General features: G+C 76.1%; 6 protein-coding genes. All 6 read right to left on the bottom strand.

The window, feature by feature from the left end:
* Positions 1 to 43 precede the first annotated feature (43 nt).
* The 6 genes from ACZ5DC_RS23945 to ACZ5DC_RS23920 all read right to left on the bottom strand — a co-directional run bounded on the left by ACZ5DC_RS23945 (position 44) and on the right by ACZ5DC_RS23920 (position 16,903).
* Positions 44 to 10,762 (bottom strand): SDR family NAD(P)-dependent oxidoreductase, encoded by a 10,719-nt coding sequence (locus ACZ5DC_RS23945; RefSeq protein WP_468655764.1) that lies wholly within the window; start codon positions 10,760 to 10,762, stop codon positions 44 to 46.
* An 82-nt stretch (positions 10,763 to 10,844) separates the two neighbouring features.
* Positions 10,845 to 12,134: a methylaspartate mutase gene (locus tag ACZ5DC_RS23940; RefSeq protein WP_468655762.1), complete on the bottom strand. Its 1,290-nt coding sequence runs from the start codon at positions 12,132 to 12,134 to the stop codon at positions 10,845 to 10,847.
* Entirely contained in the window at positions 12,131 to 12,583 is a 453-nt protein-coding gene (locus ACZ5DC_RS23935; RefSeq protein WP_468655760.1) for a cobalamin B12-binding domain-containing protein, read from the bottom strand. The genes ACZ5DC_RS23940 and ACZ5DC_RS23935 overlap by 4 nt, the downstream gene beginning before the upstream one ends.
* Positions 12,583 to 13,821 (bottom strand): type III PLP-dependent enzyme domain-containing protein, encoded by a 1,239-nt coding sequence (locus tag ACZ5DC_RS23930; RefSeq protein ID WP_468655758.1) that lies wholly within the window; start codon positions 13,819 to 13,821, stop codon positions 12,583 to 12,585. The genes ACZ5DC_RS23935 and ACZ5DC_RS23930 overlap by 1 nt, the downstream gene beginning before the upstream one ends.
* Positions 13,818 to 15,344 carry an AMP-binding protein gene (locus tag ACZ5DC_RS23925; protein WP_468655756.1) on the bottom strand — a complete coding sequence of 509 codons (1,527 nt, stop codon included), beginning with the start codon at positions 15,342 to 15,344 and terminating at the stop codon, positions 13,818 to 13,820. Before ACZ5DC_RS23925 ends, ACZ5DC_RS23930 begins: the two co-directional genes overlap by 4 nt.
* Positions 15,341 to 16,903, bottom strand: coding sequence for an amino acid adenylation domain-containing protein (locus ACZ5DC_RS23920; protein ID WP_468656100.1), 1,563 nt, complete (start codon positions 16,901 to 16,903; stop codon positions 15,341 to 15,343). The genes ACZ5DC_RS23925 and ACZ5DC_RS23920 overlap by 4 nt, the downstream gene beginning before the upstream one ends.
* Between the last annotated feature and the right edge of the window lies 1 nt (position 16,904).

Genomic DNA, 16,904 nt, shown 5'->3' with positions numbered 1-16,904 from the left:
GCCCGGTGCCGGACGCGGCGCGTCGTCCGGCACCGGGGCGGTGTCACTGGGTGGCGCTGCGGTCGAGCGCGGCGCGCACCAGGTCGGCGACGGCCATGGACTTGATGTCCAGGGCACGGTCGGCTGGGGCGGGGGCCGGGGCCCGCTCGGACAGCTTCAGCAGGCTGTCGAGCAGGCCGGCTTCCCGGATGCGGGCGACGGGGATGCGGGAGATCAGGGCGCGCAGTTCGTCGTCGCCGTGCGCGGGGGCCGGGGGCTCGGCGTCCGGCGCGGTGTCCGGGAGGAGCCGTTCCAGGAGGTGGCCGGCGAGGGCCGCCGGGGTGGCGTAGTCGAAGATCAGCGTGGAGGGCAGGCGCAGTCCGCAGACCGCGTTCAGCCGGTTGCGCAGTTCGACGGCGGCGAGCGAGTCGAAGCCGAGTTCGGTGAAGGCGCGGCGCGGTTCGACGGCGGACGGTCCGGCGTGGCCGAGGACGGCGGCGACCTCGGTGCGGACCGCCTCCAGGACGGTGTGCTCGTGGTCGGCGGCGGGGAGTCCGGCCAGCCGCTCGCCCAGGGTGCGGGCCGGGTCGTCGCCGTCCGTGCGGGCGGTGACGCCGGCCAGGGTCCGCAGCACGGCCGGGACGTCGTCGCCGCGCCGGCGCAGGGCCGCGGTGTCCAGCCGTACCGGTACCAGGGCGGGGCTGCCGGTGGCCACGGCGGTGTCGAACAGCTCCAGTCCCTCGTCCGGGTCGAGCGCGCCGATGCCGGAGCGTTCGATGCGCTGGACGCCGGCCTGGTCGAGGGTGGCGCCCATGCCGCCGCCGGACCACAGTCCCCAGGCGAGGGAGGTGGCGGGCAGGCCGAGTGCGGCGCGGTGGGCGGCCAGCGCGTCGAGGAAGGCATTGGCGGCGGCGTAGTTGCCCTGGCCGGAGGCGTCGAGGGTGCCGGCGGCCGAGGAGAACAGCACGAAGCGGGACAGTTCCCGGTCCCGGGTGAGGTCGTGCAGGTGCCAGGCGGCGTCCGCCTTGGGCCGCAGCACGGTGTCCAGCCGCTTCGGGGTCAGGGAGGCCACCAGGCCGTCGTCCAGGACGCCGGCGGTGTGGACGACGCTGTCCACGGGGTGCGCGGTGAGCAGGGCGGCGAGGGCGGCGCGGTCGGACACGTCGCAGGCGACGATCTCCGCCTCGGCGCCCAGTTCCGCCAGGTCCGCGCGCAGGCCGGCGGCGCCGGGCGCGCCGGGCCCGCGGCGGCTGGTGAGCACCAGGCGGGTGACGCCGTGCCGGGCGGCCAGGTGCCGGGCGACGAGGGCGCCGAGTCCGCCGGTGCCGCCGGTGACGAGGACGGTGCCCCACGGGCGGTCCGGTGCCGGGGAGTCGTCGGCGCGCACCAGGCGCGGGGCGTGTGCGCGGCCGTCGCGCCAGCGGACCTCCGGCTCCCCGGAGTCGAGGAGGGCGGCGAGCGCGGCCCGGTCCGGTACGGGGCCGTCGGGGCCGGTCCGTGCGACGAGCAGGATGCGGCCGGGGTCCTCGGCCTGCGCGGCGCGCACCAGACCGTGCACGGCGGCGTCGGCGAGGCCGCCACCGGTGAGGACCACCAGCACGGACCCGGTGTACCGGTCGTCGGCCGTCCAGGCCCGCAGGGTGGTGAGGGTGCGGTCGAGCACGGCCCGCACGGCGCCCGGCAGCCGTTCGCCGTCGGCGGGCGGCGCGCCGACCGGCAGGATCACCACGTCGGGCACGGGGGCGCCGAGTGCTTCCAGGCCGGCGTGCACGGGGACGCCGAGGCCGAGGTCGTCGTCGCCGAGGACCGCCCAGGTGCGGCGGCCGGGGCGTCCGGCGGTCTCGGGCAGCGGTTCGTCGGTGACGGCGTAGAGGTGGCGCTGCCGCTGGGTGAGCCGGTCGGCGGTGACCGGCCGGGTGACGTAGGACTCGACGGTGGCGAGGGGCCGGCCCTCGCCGTCCGCGAGGTCGATGCGGGTGCCGTCGGGGCCGGGGGTGACCCGGACGCGGGCGGTGAGCCCGCCCTGGCCGTGCGCGGCGACGCCGGTCCAGGCGAAGGGCAGGGCGATGCCGTCGGACGTCTCGCCCGGTTCGCCGTCGGCGAGGGAGGTGACGTGCAGGGCGGAGTCCAGCAGGGCCGGGTGCAGGGTGTGCCGGGCGGCGTCCTGCCGTGCGGAGTCGGGGAGTTCGAGTTCGGCGAGGAGTGAGTCGCCGTGCCGCCAGGCGGCCTTGACGCCGCGGAAGACGGGCCCGTAGTCGTATCCCTCGGCGTGCAGGCGCGGGTAGAGGCCGGTGACGTCGAGCGGGGTGGCGCCGGGCGGCGGCCAGGCGCCGGGCGGGGGCGGGGGCGCGGTGGCGGAGCCGGTGAGGGTGCCGGTGGCGTGCCGGGTCCAGCCCTCGTCCGCCGGGGCGTTCTCGGGGCGTGAGTGGATCTCGACGGTGCCGTCGGGTCCGGTGGCGACCTGGAGGTGGACGGCGGTGTCCGCGGCCAGCACCAGCGGGGCCTGGAGGGTCAGCTCCTCCACGACGGGGCGTCCGGTGAGGCGGCCGGCGTGCAGGGCGAGGTCGACCAGCGCGGCGCCGGGCACCAGGACCGTGCCCAGCACGGCGTGTTCGGCGAGGACGGGGTGGGTGGCGGCGGAGATCCGGCCGGTGAGCAGGACCCCGGCGTCCCCGGGCAGGTCCAGGCGGGCGCTGACCAGCGGGTGGCCGGCGTCGGCGAGCCCGTGTCCGGCGGCGTCGCCGGCCGCGACGGCGGGCGTGGGCAGCCAGTACCGGCGGTGCTCGAAGGCGTAGGTGGGCAGGTCGACCCGGCGGCCCTCGTACGAGGCGTAGAGCGCCGCCCAGTCGACGTCGAAGCCGCGGGTGTGCACGGTGGCCAGGGCGGTCAGCAGGCCGGGCAGCGGGTCGGTGTCCTTGCGGCCGGCCGGGACGAACGCGGTGTCCGCGCCGTCCGGCAGGCAGTCGGGGCCGAGGGCGGTGAGCACGGGTGCGGCGCCGAGTTCGAGGAAGGTGCCGGCGCCCTTCGCGGCCAGCGTGGTGACGGCGTCGGCGAAGCGCACGGTCTGCCGCACGTGCCGTACCCAGTAGTCGGCGGAGCCGAGTTCGGCGGCGGTGGCCGGGGCGCCGGTGAGGGTGGAGACGATCGGCACGGTCGGTTCGCCGGCCTCGATGCCGGTCATGACCTCCCGGAACGCGGCCAGCATGGGCTCCATGCGGGGCGAGTGGAAGGCGTGCGAGACGCGCAGCCGGCGGGCCGTCGGGAAGTGCGCGGCGACCTCGGCGACGGCGTCCTCGTCGCCGGAGACGACCACGGCGCGCGGGCCGTTGACGGCGGCGATCCCGCACCGTCCGTCCAGCAGCGCGGCCACCTCCTCCTCAGTGGCCTGTACGGCGGTCATCGCGCCGCCCTCGGGCAGCGCCTGCATGAGCCGGCCGCGGGCGGCGACCGCGGTGACGGCGTCCGGCAGCGACCACACGCCCGCGACGTGCGCGGCGGCGAACTCGCCGACGGAGTGGCCGGCCAGCCAGTCGGGGCGCAGCCCGAAGGACTCCAGCAGCCGGTAGAGCGCGACCTGGGTGGTGAACAGCGCGGCCTGGGTGTAGGCGGTCTGTTCCAGGGTCTTCGGGTCGTCGCCGAACACGACCTCGGCCAGGGGCCGTTCGAGGTGCTTGTCGAAGAGGGCGGCGGCGCGGTCGAAGTGCTCGGCGTAGACCGGGAAGGCGTCGTACCAGTCGCGGCCCATGCCGGGGCGCTGGGCGCCCTGGCCGGAGAACAGGTAGGCCAGGGTGCCGTCGGTGGCGGAGCCGGTGACGAGCAGCCCGGGAGCCTCGGTGCCGTGGGCCAGGGAGTCCAGCGCGGCGGCGGCCTCGTCGTCGCCGCCGGCGAGGAGCACGGCGCGGTGCGGGTGGGTGCCGCGGGTGGTGGCCAAGGCCAGGCCGAGGTCGGCCGCGGTGGCGCCGGCCAGCTCGCGCAGGCGCCGGGCCTGGCCGCGCAGGGCTTCGGGCGAGCGGGCGGAGACGGGCAGGGCGAGCAGCGGCGGGGCGGTGGCGGGGTCCGGCTCGGCGGGTTCGGGCTCGGGGAACTCCTCCAGGATCACGTGGGCGTTGGTGCCGCTGATGCCGAAGGAGGACACACCGGCGCGGCGCGGCCGGCCGAGGGCGGGCCACGGGCGCCGCTCGGTGAGCAGCCGCACCGCGCCGGCGTCCCAGTCGACCTGGGGGGACGGCGCGTCGACGTGCAGGGTCCGCGGCAGGACCCCGTTGCGCATCGCCATGACCATCTTGATGACACCGGCGACACCGGCGGCGGCCTGGGTGTGCCCCATGTTGGACTTGACCGAGCCGAGCCACAGCGGTTCGGCGCGGTCCTGGCCGTAGGTGGCCAGCAGCGCCTGGGCCTCGATCGGGTCGCCGAGGGTGGTGCCGGTGCCGTGCGCCTCGACGGCGTCGACGTCGGCGGGGCCGAGCCCGGCGGCGGCCAGCGCGGCGCGGATGACGCGCTGCTGGGAGGGGCCGTTGGGCGCGGTCAGGCCGTTGGAGGCGCCGTCGGAGTTGACGGCGGAGCCGCGGACCACCGCGAGCACGCGGTGGCCGTTGCGGCGCGCGTCGGAGAGGCGTTCCACGACGAGGACGCCGGCGCCCTCGCCCCAGCCGGTGCCGTCGGCCGCGGCGGCGAAGGACTTGCAGCGGCCGTCGGCGGCCAGTCCGCGCTGCCGGGCGAAGTCGATGAAGGTGTCCGGGGTCGACATGACGGTCACGCCGCCGACCAGGGCGAGGTCACACTCGCCCTGCCGCAGCGCCTGCGCCGCCAGGTGCAGGGTGACCAGGGAGGAGGAGCAGGCGGTGTCGACGGTGACGGCCGGTCCTTCCAGGCCGAGGGCGTAGGCGACCCGGCCGGAGACGACGCTGCCGAGGCTGCCGTTGCCGAGGTAGGCGGCGAGGTCCTCGGGCACCTCGGCGAGCCAGGTGCCGTAGTCGTGGTACATGACGCCCGCGAACACGCCGGTGCGCGAGCCCCGCAGCCGCTGCGGGTCGATGGCGGAGCGCTCCAGCGCCTCCCAGGACGCCTCCAGCAGCAGCCGCTGCTGCGGGTCCATGGCGGTGGCCTCGCGGGGGCTGATGCCGAAGAAGCCGGGGTCGAACTCGGCTGCGTCGTACAGGAAGGCGCCCTCGCGGGTGTAGGTGCGGCCGGGGGTGCCCGGCTCGGGGTCGTACAGCGCCTCGGTGTTCCAGCCGCGGTCGGCCGGGAAGCCGCCGACCGCGTCGACGCCGTCGGCGACGAGCCGCCACAGGTCCTCCGGGGAGCGGACCCCGCCGGGGTAGCGGCAGCTCATGCCGACGATGGCGATCGGGTCGTCGTCCGGTGCGGTGCGGGTGGCGACGGCGGGGGTGTCCTGCGGGCCGGTGCCGAAGAGGGTGTCGCGGACGTGCTCGGCGAGGGCGCGGGAGGTGGGGTGGTCGAAGACGAGGGTGGCGGGCAGCCGCAGCCCGGTGGCGGTGCCCAGCCGGTTGCGCAGCTCCACGGCCGCCAGGGAGTCGAAGCCGAGGTCGGTGAAGGCCCGGCCGGGGTCGATGGCGGACGGCCCGTCGTGCCGGAGGACGGCCGCGACCTCGGTGCGCACCAGGTCGAGCAGGGCGCGGTCGCGGTCGGCGGCGGGCAGCGCCGCGAGCTGTCCGTCCGTGGCGGTGGCGGGTGCGGCGCCGGCGGCGGCACGGCGGGTGACCGGGCGGACCAGGCCGGTCAGCAGCGGCGGTACGCCGTCGGGGCGGCGGCGCACGGCGGCGGCGTCGATCTCGACGGGGACGAGGTGGGGCGCGCGGGAGCGGACGGCGGCGTCGAACAGCTCCAGGGAGCGTGCGGCGGACAGGCCCGGGACGCCGTAGGCCGCGATGCGCTCGCGGGCGGCCTCGTCCAGTGCGGCGCCCATGCCGCTGTCGGTGTCCCACAGGCCCCAGGCGAGCGCGGTGGCGGGCAGGCCGAGGGCGGCGCGGTACGCGGCGAGGGCGTCGAGGTAGGCGTTGGCGGCGGCGTAGTTGCCCTGGCCGGGGCCGTCGAGGACGGCGGCGAGGGAGGAGAACAGCACGAAGTGGGCGAGGTCGCGGTCCCGGGTCAGCTCGTGCAGGTGCCAGGCGCCCAGCGCCTTGGCGTGGAAGACCTCGTCCACCATCGCGTCGGTGAGGGTGTCCACGACGCCGTCGCGCACGGTGCCCGCCGCGTGCACGACGGAGTCGACGGGGTGCTCGGCCAGCAGCCGGCGCAACGCCTCGCGGTCGCCCACGTCGCAGGCGGCGACGGTCACCTCGGCGCCGAGCGCGGTGAGTTCGGCGTGCAGGGCGGGGGCCGTGCCGCGGCGGCCGGCGAGCACCAGGCGGCGCACGCCGTGGGCGCGGACCAGGTGCAGGGCGAGCAGCGCGCCGAGGCCGCCGGTGCCGCCGGTGACGAGGACGGTGCCCCAGTCGGGGGCGGTGTGGTCTCCGGCGGGCTGGGCGGTCAGCCGGGGCACGCTGAAGGTGCCGTCGGCGAGGGACAGTTCGGGTTCGCCGGTGGCGAGGACCTGGCGCAGGTCGGCGTCGCCGGGCAGCTGCTCGTGCTCGACGAGGACGTAGCGGCCGGGGTTCTCCGCCTGGGCGGACCGGACCAGGCCGCGGACGGCGGCGTGGGCGGGGCTGCCGGGCGGGGTGACGACGACGAGCCGGGTGCCGGCCAGGCGCTCGTCCTCCTGCCAGGTGCGCAGCAGCCGCAGGACGTGGTGGACGTGGGCGCGCGCCGTGGTGGCGTCGGCGTCCGCCGGGCCGGGCACGCGGTGGACGACGGCGTCCGGGGCGGGGCCGTCGAACAGGGCGTCCACGGAGTCCGTGAGGACGGCGGTGCGCAGGGGTGGCGCGGTGGTCGCCGGGCGGGGGTACGGCGACCACCGCACCGCGTACAGGACGTCGCCCGCCGGTACGGGACGGGAGGTCAGGGCCTCGATGTCGGCGACCGGGGCGCCGGTGGCGTCGGCGAGGCGCAGGGCGATGGTGTCGCCGCCGGCGCGGGTGATCCTGACCCGGAGGGCTCGGGCGCCGGTGGCGTGCAGGGTGACGCCGCTCCAGGCGAACGGCACCAGGACCTCGGGGCGCGGCGGGGCATCGAGGTCGGCGGCGTGCAGGGCCGCGTCCAGCAGGGCCGGGTGCAGGCCGAACTGCGCGGCGTCGGCGGCGGCTTCGTCGGGCAGGAAGACCTCGGCGTAGACGTCGTCGCCGTGCCGCCAGGCGGCGCGCAGGCCCTGGAAGGCGGGGCCGTACCCGTAGCCCTGGTCGGCGAGGTCCGCGTAGACGCGGGCGGTGTCGAGCGGCCGGGCGCCTGACGGGGGCCACTCGGTCGGGCCGGCCGAGGCGGCGGGGGCGGCGGGGGTGAGGACGCCGGCGGCGTGCTGGGTCCAGGGGGCGGCCTCGTCGGCGCGGGTGTGGACCGTGACGGGGCGGCGGCCGGCCTCGTCGGGTTCGCCGACGGCGACCTGGACGGCGACGTCCTCGTCGGCGCGCAGCACGAGCGGGGCGCCGAGGGTCAGTTCCTCCAGGGTGTGCGCGCCGGCGTGTTCGCCGGCGCGCAGGGCGAGTTCGACGAAGGCGGTGCCCGGGAACAGCACCCGTCCGGCGATGACGTGGTCGGCGAGCCAGGGCTGGGTGCGGGTGGACAGCCGCCCGGTCAGTACGACGCCCTCGGCGCCGACGGCCACCACGGCGGCCAGCAGCGGGTGGCCGGCGGGGAGCTGGCCGAGGCCCGCGGCGTCGGTGGCGGCGCGCTGCTCCAGCCAGAAGCGGCGCCGCTGGAACGGGTAGGGCGGCAGGTCGGTCCGGCGCCCGCCGAGGCCGGTGAAGTGCCGCCGCCAGTCGACGGGGACGCCGCGGGCGTGGGCGGCGGCGAGCGCGCCGACGGCCTCGCGGGCCTCGGGCCGCTCGCGCCGCAGCACCGGCAGGAAGGCGGCGCCGGGTACGTCGGTGCAGTCGGGGCCCATCGCGGTCAGCACGGCGTCGGGGCCGACCTCCAGGAAGGTGCGGACCCCGGCGTCGGCGAGGGCGCGGACGGCGTCGTGGAAGCGGACCCGGGCGCGTACGTGCTCCACCCAGTACTCGGGGTCGCACAGCTCGGTGGTGACGGGCCCGCCGGTGACGGTGGAGACCACCGGCAGTCGCGGCTCGGCGAAGTCGAGGACGTTCACCACGCGCCGGAACGCGTCCAGCATCGGTTCCATCAGCGGCGAGTGGAAGGCGTGGCTGACCCGCAGCCGCTTGGTGTCGTGGCCGCGCGCGGCGAGTTCGGCGGCGATGCGCTCGACGTCGTCCGCGTCGCCGGAGACCACGACGGAGGCGGGCCCGTTGACGGCGGCGATGCCGGTGCGCGGGGTGAGCAGCGGCGCGACCTCGTCCTCGGCGCCGCGTACGGCGACCATGGCGCCGCCCTCGGGCAGCGCCTGCATGAGCCGGCCACGCGCGGCGACCAGGATCGTCGCGTCCTGGAGGGTGAGCACGCCGGCCGCGTGCGCGGCGGCGATCTCGCCGACGGAGTGCCCGGCGAGCTGGTCCGGGACGAGGCCCCAGCTCTCCAGGAGCCGGTGGAGGGCGACCTCCACGGCGAACAGGGCGGGCTGCGCGTACTCGGTACGGTGCAGCAGCTCGGCCTCCGGGGCGCCGGGCGCGGCGAACAGGACGTCCGCCAGCGGCCGGTCGAGCTGGAGGTCGAAGTGGGCGCAGACCTCGTCCAGGGCGTCGGCGAACACCGGGTGGGCGGCGGCCAGTTCGCGGCCCATGCCGATCCGCTGGCTGCCCTGCCCGGTGAACAGGAAGGCCAGCTCGCCGTCGACGCGCGCGGTGAGCGGGGTGGCTCCCGAGGCCAGGTCCTGCAGTGCGGCGCGCAGTTCGTCGCGGTCGGCGGCGACGAGCACGGCCCGGTCGTCGAGGGCGGCCCGGGTGGTGGCCAGCGAGTGGGCGAGGTCGAGGGGGTCGGCCTCGTCCACGAGAGGCAGCAGCTCGGCGGCACGGGCCCGCAGGGCGGCCTCGCCGCGGGCGGACAGGGCGAAGGGCAGGGGGGCGCCGGCGGGCACGGACCCGGCGTTCCGCGCCCCGGACCCCGGCCCCTGCGGCGGACCGGCGTCCGCGGGGTCCGGCTCCTCCAGGATGACGTGGGCGTTGGTTCCGCTGACGCCGAACGAGGACACGCCCGCGCGCCGGGCCCGGCCGGTCTGCGGCCAGGCGCGCTCCTCGGTGACGAGTTCGACGGCGCCGGAGGCCCAGTTGACGTTCGGGGTGGGGGCGTCGACGTGCAGGGTCGCCGGTACCCGGCCGTGCCGCATGGCGAGGATCGTCTTGATCATGCCGGCGACGCCGGCGGCGGCCTGGGTGTGGCCGAGGTTGGACTTGACCGAGCCGAGCAGCAGCGGGGCGTCGGCGGGCCGGCCCCGGCCGTAGGTGGCCAGCAGCGCGGTCGCCTCGATGGGGTCGCCGAGCCGGGTGCCGGTGCCGTGCGCCTCGACCACGTCGACGTCGGCGGCGGTGAGGCCGGCGTCGGCGAGTGCCCGGCGGATGAGCCGCTGCTGGGAGGTGCCGTTGGGCGCGGTGAGGCCGTTGGAGGCGCCGTCCTGGTTGACGGCCGAGCCGCGCACGAGGGCGAGGACGCGGTGCCCGTTGCGGCGCGCGTCGCTCAGCCGCTCCAGGACGAGCACACCGACGCCCTCGGCGAATCCGGTGCCGTCCGCCGCGGCGGCGAACGCCTTGCAGCGGCCGTCGGGCGCGAGGCCCCGCTGCCGGCTGAAGGCGGTGAACACACCGGGGCCGCCCATGACGGCGACACCGCCCGCGAGCGCCAGCGAGGACTCGCCCTGCCGCAGCGAGCGGCACGCCAGGTGGACGGCGACCAGGGAGGCGGAGCACGCGGTGTCGACGGTGACGGCCGGTCCCTCGGCGCCCAGCACGTAGGCGACGCGGCCGGAGATGACACTGCTCGCGTTCCCGGCGAGCAGGTAGGCGTCGAGTCCGTCCGGGGCGTCGTGCAGACGCGGCCCGTACTCCTGCACCTCGGCGCCGAAGAACATGCCGGCCGGCGTGCCGCGCAGCCCCGTGGGGTCGATGCCGGCGTCCTCCAGGGCCTGCCAGGAGGTCTCCAGGACGAGCCGCTGCTGGGGGTCCATGCCGAGCGCCTCGCGCGGGCTGATGCCGAAGAAGTCGGCGTCGAACTCGGTGGCGGTGTCGAGGAATCCGCCGCTGCGGACGTAGGCGCTGCCGGGCACCTCGGGGTCCTCGTCGAAGAGGGCGTCCAGGTCCCAGCCGCGGTCCTGCGGGAAGCCGGACAGCACCTCGCCGCCCTCGGTGAGCAGCCGCCACAGGTCGGCGGGCGAGGAGATGCCGCCGGGGAAGCGGCAGCCGATGCCGACGACCGCGACGGGTTCGTCGGCGCTGCCGTCGGCGGCCGGCTCGTCGGGGACGTCGGCCCGGCCGTGGACCTCGGCGAGCAGACGGGCCGCGAGGTCGTGCACGGTCGGGCAGTCGTAGGCGACACCGACCGGCAGGTCGAGCCCGGTGCGCTCGGTCAGCCGCCGGTGCAGGTCGACGGCGGCGAGGGAGTCGAGTCCCTGCGCGGCGAACGGGGCGGCCGGGTCGAGGCCGTCCACCGTGCCCGGCCGGGCCGCTTCGATCGCCTCGGTCACGGCGGTGCGCACCAGTTCGGTCACCAGCCTGCGGTGCTGGGACGGTACGGCCGTGGCGAGCCGCCGTGCCAGAGCTGAGTCGGTTCCGGGCCCGTTCATCCACGCATCTCCGCTTTCGGCCGACACCGGTTTTCCTCTCCTTTTTCCACACCGTAGTGACGGCCCCAGAAAGGCCACACCCTTAAGCACCCCTAGGGGCCGGCACCTCGACCGGCGATCTGTCCCCGGGGTGGTGCCGGTCGAACGAACGGCGCACATAGGACAGCGAGTCGAGCAGGTCCGCGGAGGTGATGGCCCGGGCCGGGCGTACGTCGGCGACACCGTTCAGCGGCATCCTGCCGATGTCGGCCCAGCACAGCCGGCCGTCCGCGGCGATGTAACTCCGGCTGAATCCGGCGTTGTCCGGATGCAGACAGTAGGGAACGTCGAGATATCCCCTGGCGAATGCCGTGAGCAGCGCGGCGCCGAGGTCGTCGTCCAGCTCCAGTACGGCGTTCACCAGCGCCGACGCCTCGGCGTAGGTCTGGGTGGCGGTGCCGTCGAGCGGGGCGCGGGGGGTGCGCGCGGCGACGGTCGCGGCGTATTCGAGGGCGGCGACGTTCTCCTCGACCGACGGAATGCGGCGGGATTCCGCGACGGTTTTCACGATGAGCCGTTCGGAGCCGCTGGCGACGGCGAGTTCGGCGGCTTTCCCGAGCAGCCGGTAGGCGCCTTGCTCGGTTTCCGGGAACAGCCCCATGTAGGCGTAGACGACGACGTGCCATTCGGTGTCCGGCAGCAGTCGCGCGCACAGGCTGCGCAACGCGGCCACGGCTTCGGCGTCCTGGGCCGGGTCGGTCTGCTGGGCGTAACTCACGGAAATGCTGCGGATGCCGTGCCGGCGGAAGAACAGTGCCTCCAGCACGCTGACCGCGACGAGCAGGGCGGGCGGGCAGAGCTGGCCGAGGACGCAGCCGCCGAAGGTCTCCAGGTGCGGTTCGCCGCCCGACTCACGCTGGGCGGCGAGCAGTTCGCAGGAGACGGCCCAGTGGGCGACGGACTCGCGCAGCGGGACCCGGCCGTAGGGCAGGCAGTAGGAGACCGGTCCGCCCTCGGAGGCGTCGAGTCCGACGGCCGTCAGCGCCCGGAAGATGTCCTGCGGCGCGGCCGACCCGTGCCGGACCTGGACCGGGAAGTCGGGTCCGTGGATCCCGTCGAGGACGTTCAGGGTCGTGGTCGTCTCGTGGCTCACGATCGGGTAGCCGTTGAGGGCGACGCCCTCCAGGACGGCCAGTCCGGCCGACTCCAGGTCGCCGACCCGGGTGTAGCTGTCCAGGGTGATCGTGCCGACGGTGGTCGCCGCGGCGCTCCGGGTGGCGAGCAGCCCGGCCCGCATCCGTGCCGGGCTGCTCATCCCCATCCGGGGCTGGACCACCAGGTGGCCGGCGTCGTGAGCCCGGCGCACGAACGCGCCGAACCCGACGCCGGTCACACCAGGGCCCGCTGCGGCAGCGTGTCGAGCATCCGCCGGAAGGCGGCGACGCCCTCGGCGCTGTCGTCGAACACCGCGTCGTAGCCGGCGGCGCGCAGCGCGGCCACCTCGTCGTCGCCGCAGGGGCCGGCGATGCCGAGCTTGCCGCCGATGACGGCGGGCACACCGGCGAGTTCCGGGTGTTCGCGCAGCCGGGTGACGGTGCGCATGCCGTCGTGGTAGCCGTGGCCGTTGACGCTGCTGATCACGATGAGGGCCGGGCGGTGCGCGAGGGCCTCGCCGATGAGCAGGTCCTCGGGGACGCAGGGGCCGAGGTTGACCACGCGGTGCCCGTGCTCCTCCAGGAGGAGCTGGAGGTAGACGAGGTTCCAGGTGTGGGAGTCGGAGATGCCGCCGGCCACGAGCACGGGCTGGTCGCCGGGGGCGGGGGCGGTCGGGAAGGGGCTCATCACAGGGCCTGTCCGTGGTCGTAGGTGCGGGTGTGCCGGATGCGGGAGACGGAGACGAGGGCGTCGCCGCGGACGACGATCTCGGCGGGTGCGGGCCGGCCGAGGAACATCAGCAGGCTGGCCGTGGGGCCGTAGGCGCCGGCGTTGGGCACGGTGAGCACGTCGTCCGGTGCGAGGTCGGGCAGCGGGACGTTCCGGCCCAGCAGGTCGCCCGGGGTGCACAGGGGCCCGGCGAGGCTCGCGGGGGTGCCGTCCGCGCCGACGGACTCGTGCGGCTCGACGGACACGGGCAGGATGCGGCCGAGTCCGGACATGCCGCCGAAGGTGTTGATGCCGGCGTCGAGGACGAGGTAGCGGGTGTCGCGGCTGTCCTTGACGTTGACGACGGAGGTCAGCAGGGTGCCGCTGTCGGCGACCAGGTAGCGGCCGGACTCGCAGGCGATCCGCGGGGCGCCGTCCCGCCAGCCGGGGAAGTGTTCGTCCAGTGCCCCGGCGAGGGCGTCGCGGAGCCCGCCGTAGACGGGCCGCTCGCCCTGCACGGCGTAGGGCGCGGCGAACCCGCCGCCGATGTCGAGGAAGCGGAAGGCGACGCCGAGGGCGTCCTGGAGGGCGGCGGCGGTGGCGATGGTGTGGCGGAACTCGGCGACGAGGCTGGCCTCGTCCTTGGCGTTGCTCAGCGGGAAGAAGTGGAGTCCGGCGATGCGGGTGCCGGGTACCTCGCGCAGTGCGGCGGCGAGGCCGGGCAGGGTCTCGCTGTCGAAGCCGAACTGCGAGGGGACGCCGGTCATGCGGATGCTGGTGGCGGCGGCGCCGGTGGCGTTGTTGACCCGGATCAGGCAGTCGGCGGTGACGCCGAGTCCGAGCGCGGTCTCGCCGACGCGGCACAGGTCGCCGTAGGACTCGGTGGAGAACAGGCGGACACCGCGCGTGAGCGCCTCGGTCAGTTCCCCGGTGGTCTTGCCGGGGCCGGTGTAGAGGATCCGGTCGCCGGGGAAGCCGGCCCGCAGGGCCGCGTCGAGTTCGCCGACGGAGCTGATCTCGGCGCGGCAGCCGCGGGCGCCGCCGGAGCGCAGCTCGCGCAGCAGTTCGGGGTGCGGGTTGGCCTTGGCGGCGTAGAACACCTCGACCTCGTCGGGCAGCGCGGCGAACAGGTCGTCGCGGGCCGCCGCCACCCGGTCCAGGTCGTACACGTAGGACGGGGTGCCGAAGCGTTCGGCCAGCTCGGTGGGGCCGGTCACGGGGTGGTTCCTTCCAGGAGGCGGGCGAGCTGCTTGCGGTCGTGCTTGCCGTGCGGGGTCAGCGGCAGCTCGGCCACGACGCGGCTCACGCCGGGCACCTTGGCGGGCTCCAGCCGCAGGGACAGCTCCTTCAGCAGGGTGTGCGGGTCGATGTCGCCCTCGGCGAACACCGCGAGGTCGCGGCCGGGGGCGGGCGGCAGCACGGCGGCGGCGCGGACGCCGGGGACGTCGGTGGCGGCGCTCTCGATCTCGGTGGTGCTCATGCGCACGCCCTTGTGCTTGAACATGTCGTCGCGGCGGCCCTCGTAGTACAGGAAGCCGTCCTCGTCCACGTGGCCGAAGTCGCCGGTGTGCAGCCGCAGTCCGCCGCCGGGCGCGGGCCGGAAGGCGCGCGCGGTCTGTTCCGGCGCGCGCCAGTAGCCGGGCATGACGTGCGGGCCCTCGACCACGATCTCGCCGGTCTGCCACGGCGGCAGCGCGTTGCCGTCGTCGTCCACCACGAAGGCGCGGGTGCCGGGCAGCGGGCGGCCGACCGAGTCCGGTTTGGCGTCCTGGTGGGCGGGCGGCAGCACGGAGACGCGCTTGCACTCGGTCTGCCCGAACTGGATGACCACCTCGGCGCCGGGGAACGCGGCGCGCAGCCCGTCGGCGGTGGACTTCGGCAGCGCGGCACCGGTGTTGGTGAACATGCGCACCCGGGACTCCCGGCCGGGTTCGCGTTCGGCGAGGGCGCAGATCATGGTGGCCAGGGACGGCACGATGGGCACGATGGTGGCGCCGGTCTCGCGGATGCGGCGCAGCAGCACCAGGTCGGACTCGCCGTCGGCGAGCACGATCTCGCAGCGGCCGGCCGCGGTGAGCAGCACCTTGTACAGGCCGTAGTCCCAGGAGATGGGGAAGCGGCAGAACACCACGTCGTCGGGGCGGTAGCCGAGTTCCAGGTTGATGGCCTCGGTGGCGAAGACCATCCGGCCGTGCGGGCAGATCACCGCCTTCGGGGCGGCGGTGGAGCCGGAGGTGTAGACGAGGACGGCGATGTCCTCGGGGTCGACGTCCGCTCCGCCGGAGCGGGCGCCCCGCACCCGCAGCGCGGTGATCTCCCGCCACGCCTCGCCGAGGCCGAGGACCGGGACGCCGCCGGCGAGGGCGGTGATCCGGTCGACGGCGGGGTCGCCGACGACGACCAGCGCGGGGTCGGCGTTCTCGGCGACCGACCGCAGGTGGTAGTCCTTCATGCCGGTGTTGACGGGGACCAGGACGGCGCCCCGGCGCGCGGTGCCGTACAGCAGCGCGACCAGTTCGCGGGTGCTGGGCAGCTGGACCAGGACCCGGTCGCCGTGGCCGATGCCGCGCTCTTCCAGCCAGGCGTCGACGGCGTGGCTGTGGGCGGCGAGTTCCCGGTAGGTCCAGCGGCCCGTGCCGTCGGTGACCGCCGGGGCGTCGGGGCGCTCGGCGGTGGCCTCGTCGAGCAGGTCGTGGACCCGGGCGTCGGTACGGGCCGGGGCTGTGGGTTGACCGTTCACTGCGACTCCTGCCGCCTTTCGTGTGTGCGTCCCGCCCCGGTGGCCTGCCGCATGGCCGTGGCCTGGGAGGCGAGCTTCCTGCGGTCGGTCTTGCGGTTGGAGTTGAGCGGGAGCGCGTCCAGGTGGTGGAAGGCGCGCGGGACGACCCCGGCCGGCAGCAGCTCCCGCAGATGTCGGGCGAGCCGGGCCGGTGGCAGGGGCTCGCCGGTGTGGAAGACGGCCAGTTCCACCGTGCCGTCCACGGGCACCGCCACGGTCACGGCGTCCTCGACGCCCGGGCAGGTGCGCACGGCGGCGTCCACCTCGGCGAGTTCCATCCGCACGCCGTGCACCTGGACCTGGGCGTCCTGGCGGCCGAGGTAGAGCCAGCCGCCGTCACCGGCGCGCCGGACGCGGTCGCCGGTGCGGTAGAAGCGGTGGCCGTCGTGCTCCAGGAACCGCCCGGTGTCGTCGGCCGGGTCGAGGTAGCCGGGGGTCAACTGGGGCCCGGCCACGCACAGTTCGCCCTCGTCACCGGCGGTGGGCGCACCGGAGGGGTCCAGCAGCAGCGTCGCGTGGCCGGGGTGGACGGCGCCGATGGGCACCATGTCGTTCAGGTGCCGGCCCGGCGTCCAGCGGTGCGCGGTGACGGTGATGGTGAGCTCGGTGGGGCCGTACAGGTTCTCCAGGGTGGCGCCCGGTGCGGCGGCGGCCCAGTCCTCTGCGTCCTTGCAGCTGAGCGCCTCCCCCGCGAAGAAGCTCCACCGCAGCGACGGCAGCGCGCCCGGCGCGAGTCCGCCGGTGCGGCGCACCAGGGTGATCGCGCTGGGCGTGGAGAACCACACGGTCATCCGCTGCTCGGCCACGAACTCCGGCAGGTGCGCGTACGCCCGTGCCGGGACCGGTACGACGGCGGCGCCGGCGCCCCAGGCGCAGAACAGGTCGAACATCGCGCAGTCGAAGTTGAGGTCGAAGGTCTGCGAGAAGACGTCGTGCGGCCCGAAGTCGTAGCGCTCGTCCAGCAGGCGGAAGTAGTGCGCGGTGTTGGCGTGGGTGACCGGAACGCCCTTGGGCCGGCCGGTGGAGCCGGAGGTGAACAGCACGTAGGCGATGTCGGAGGGCCGGGCCGGCAGGGGCGCCTTCAGGGCGCTGTCCGGGTCGACGGCGAGCGCCGGCATGGGGTGACCGCCGGGCGCGAACAGGGTCGGCAGGGTGACACCGGCCTCGTGCAGCGCGGTCAGGGCGGGCAGGGCGTCGTCGTCGGCGAGCAGCGCGCCGACCCCGGCGGCCTCGATCATCTGCCGGGTGCGGGCCGCGGGGAAGGCCGGCTGGAGCGGTACGACGGTGACACCGCTGTACAGGCCGGCCAGCAGGGCCGCGTACGCCGTGGGTCCCTTGCCGGCGAGCACCCCCACGGCGGGCTGCCGCCCGGGGAGCCCGGCCAGCAGCGAGCCGGCCAGGAGCAGGGCGCGTTCGTGCAGTTCGCGGTAGGTGAGCTCGACGCCGTCGGCGCGCAGCGCGGGCCGGTCCGGGGCGAGGGCCAGGCCGCGCGCGAACCGGCCGGACAGCGTGCCGTCCATG

The sequence above is a fragment of the Streptomyces sp. NPDC031445 genome, from assembly GCF_055581365.1.
This window is presented reverse-complemented; position numbering and strand designations above follow the sequence as displayed.

Excerpts from the sequence above, each read along its gene's own strand:
- ACZ5DC_RS23920 (WP_468656100.1), bottom strand. The coding sequence starts at position 16,903 with ATGGACGGCACGCTGTCCGGCCGGTTCGCGCGCGGCCTGGCCCTCGCC.
- ACZ5DC_RS23935 (WP_468655760.1), bottom strand. The coding sequence starts at position 12,583 with ATGAGCCCCTTCCCGACCGCCCCCGCCCCCGGCGACCAGCCCGTGCTC.
- ACZ5DC_RS23945 (WP_468655764.1), bottom strand. The coding sequence starts at position 10,762 with ATGAACGGGCCCGGAACCGACTCAGCTCTGGCACGGCGGCTCGCCACG.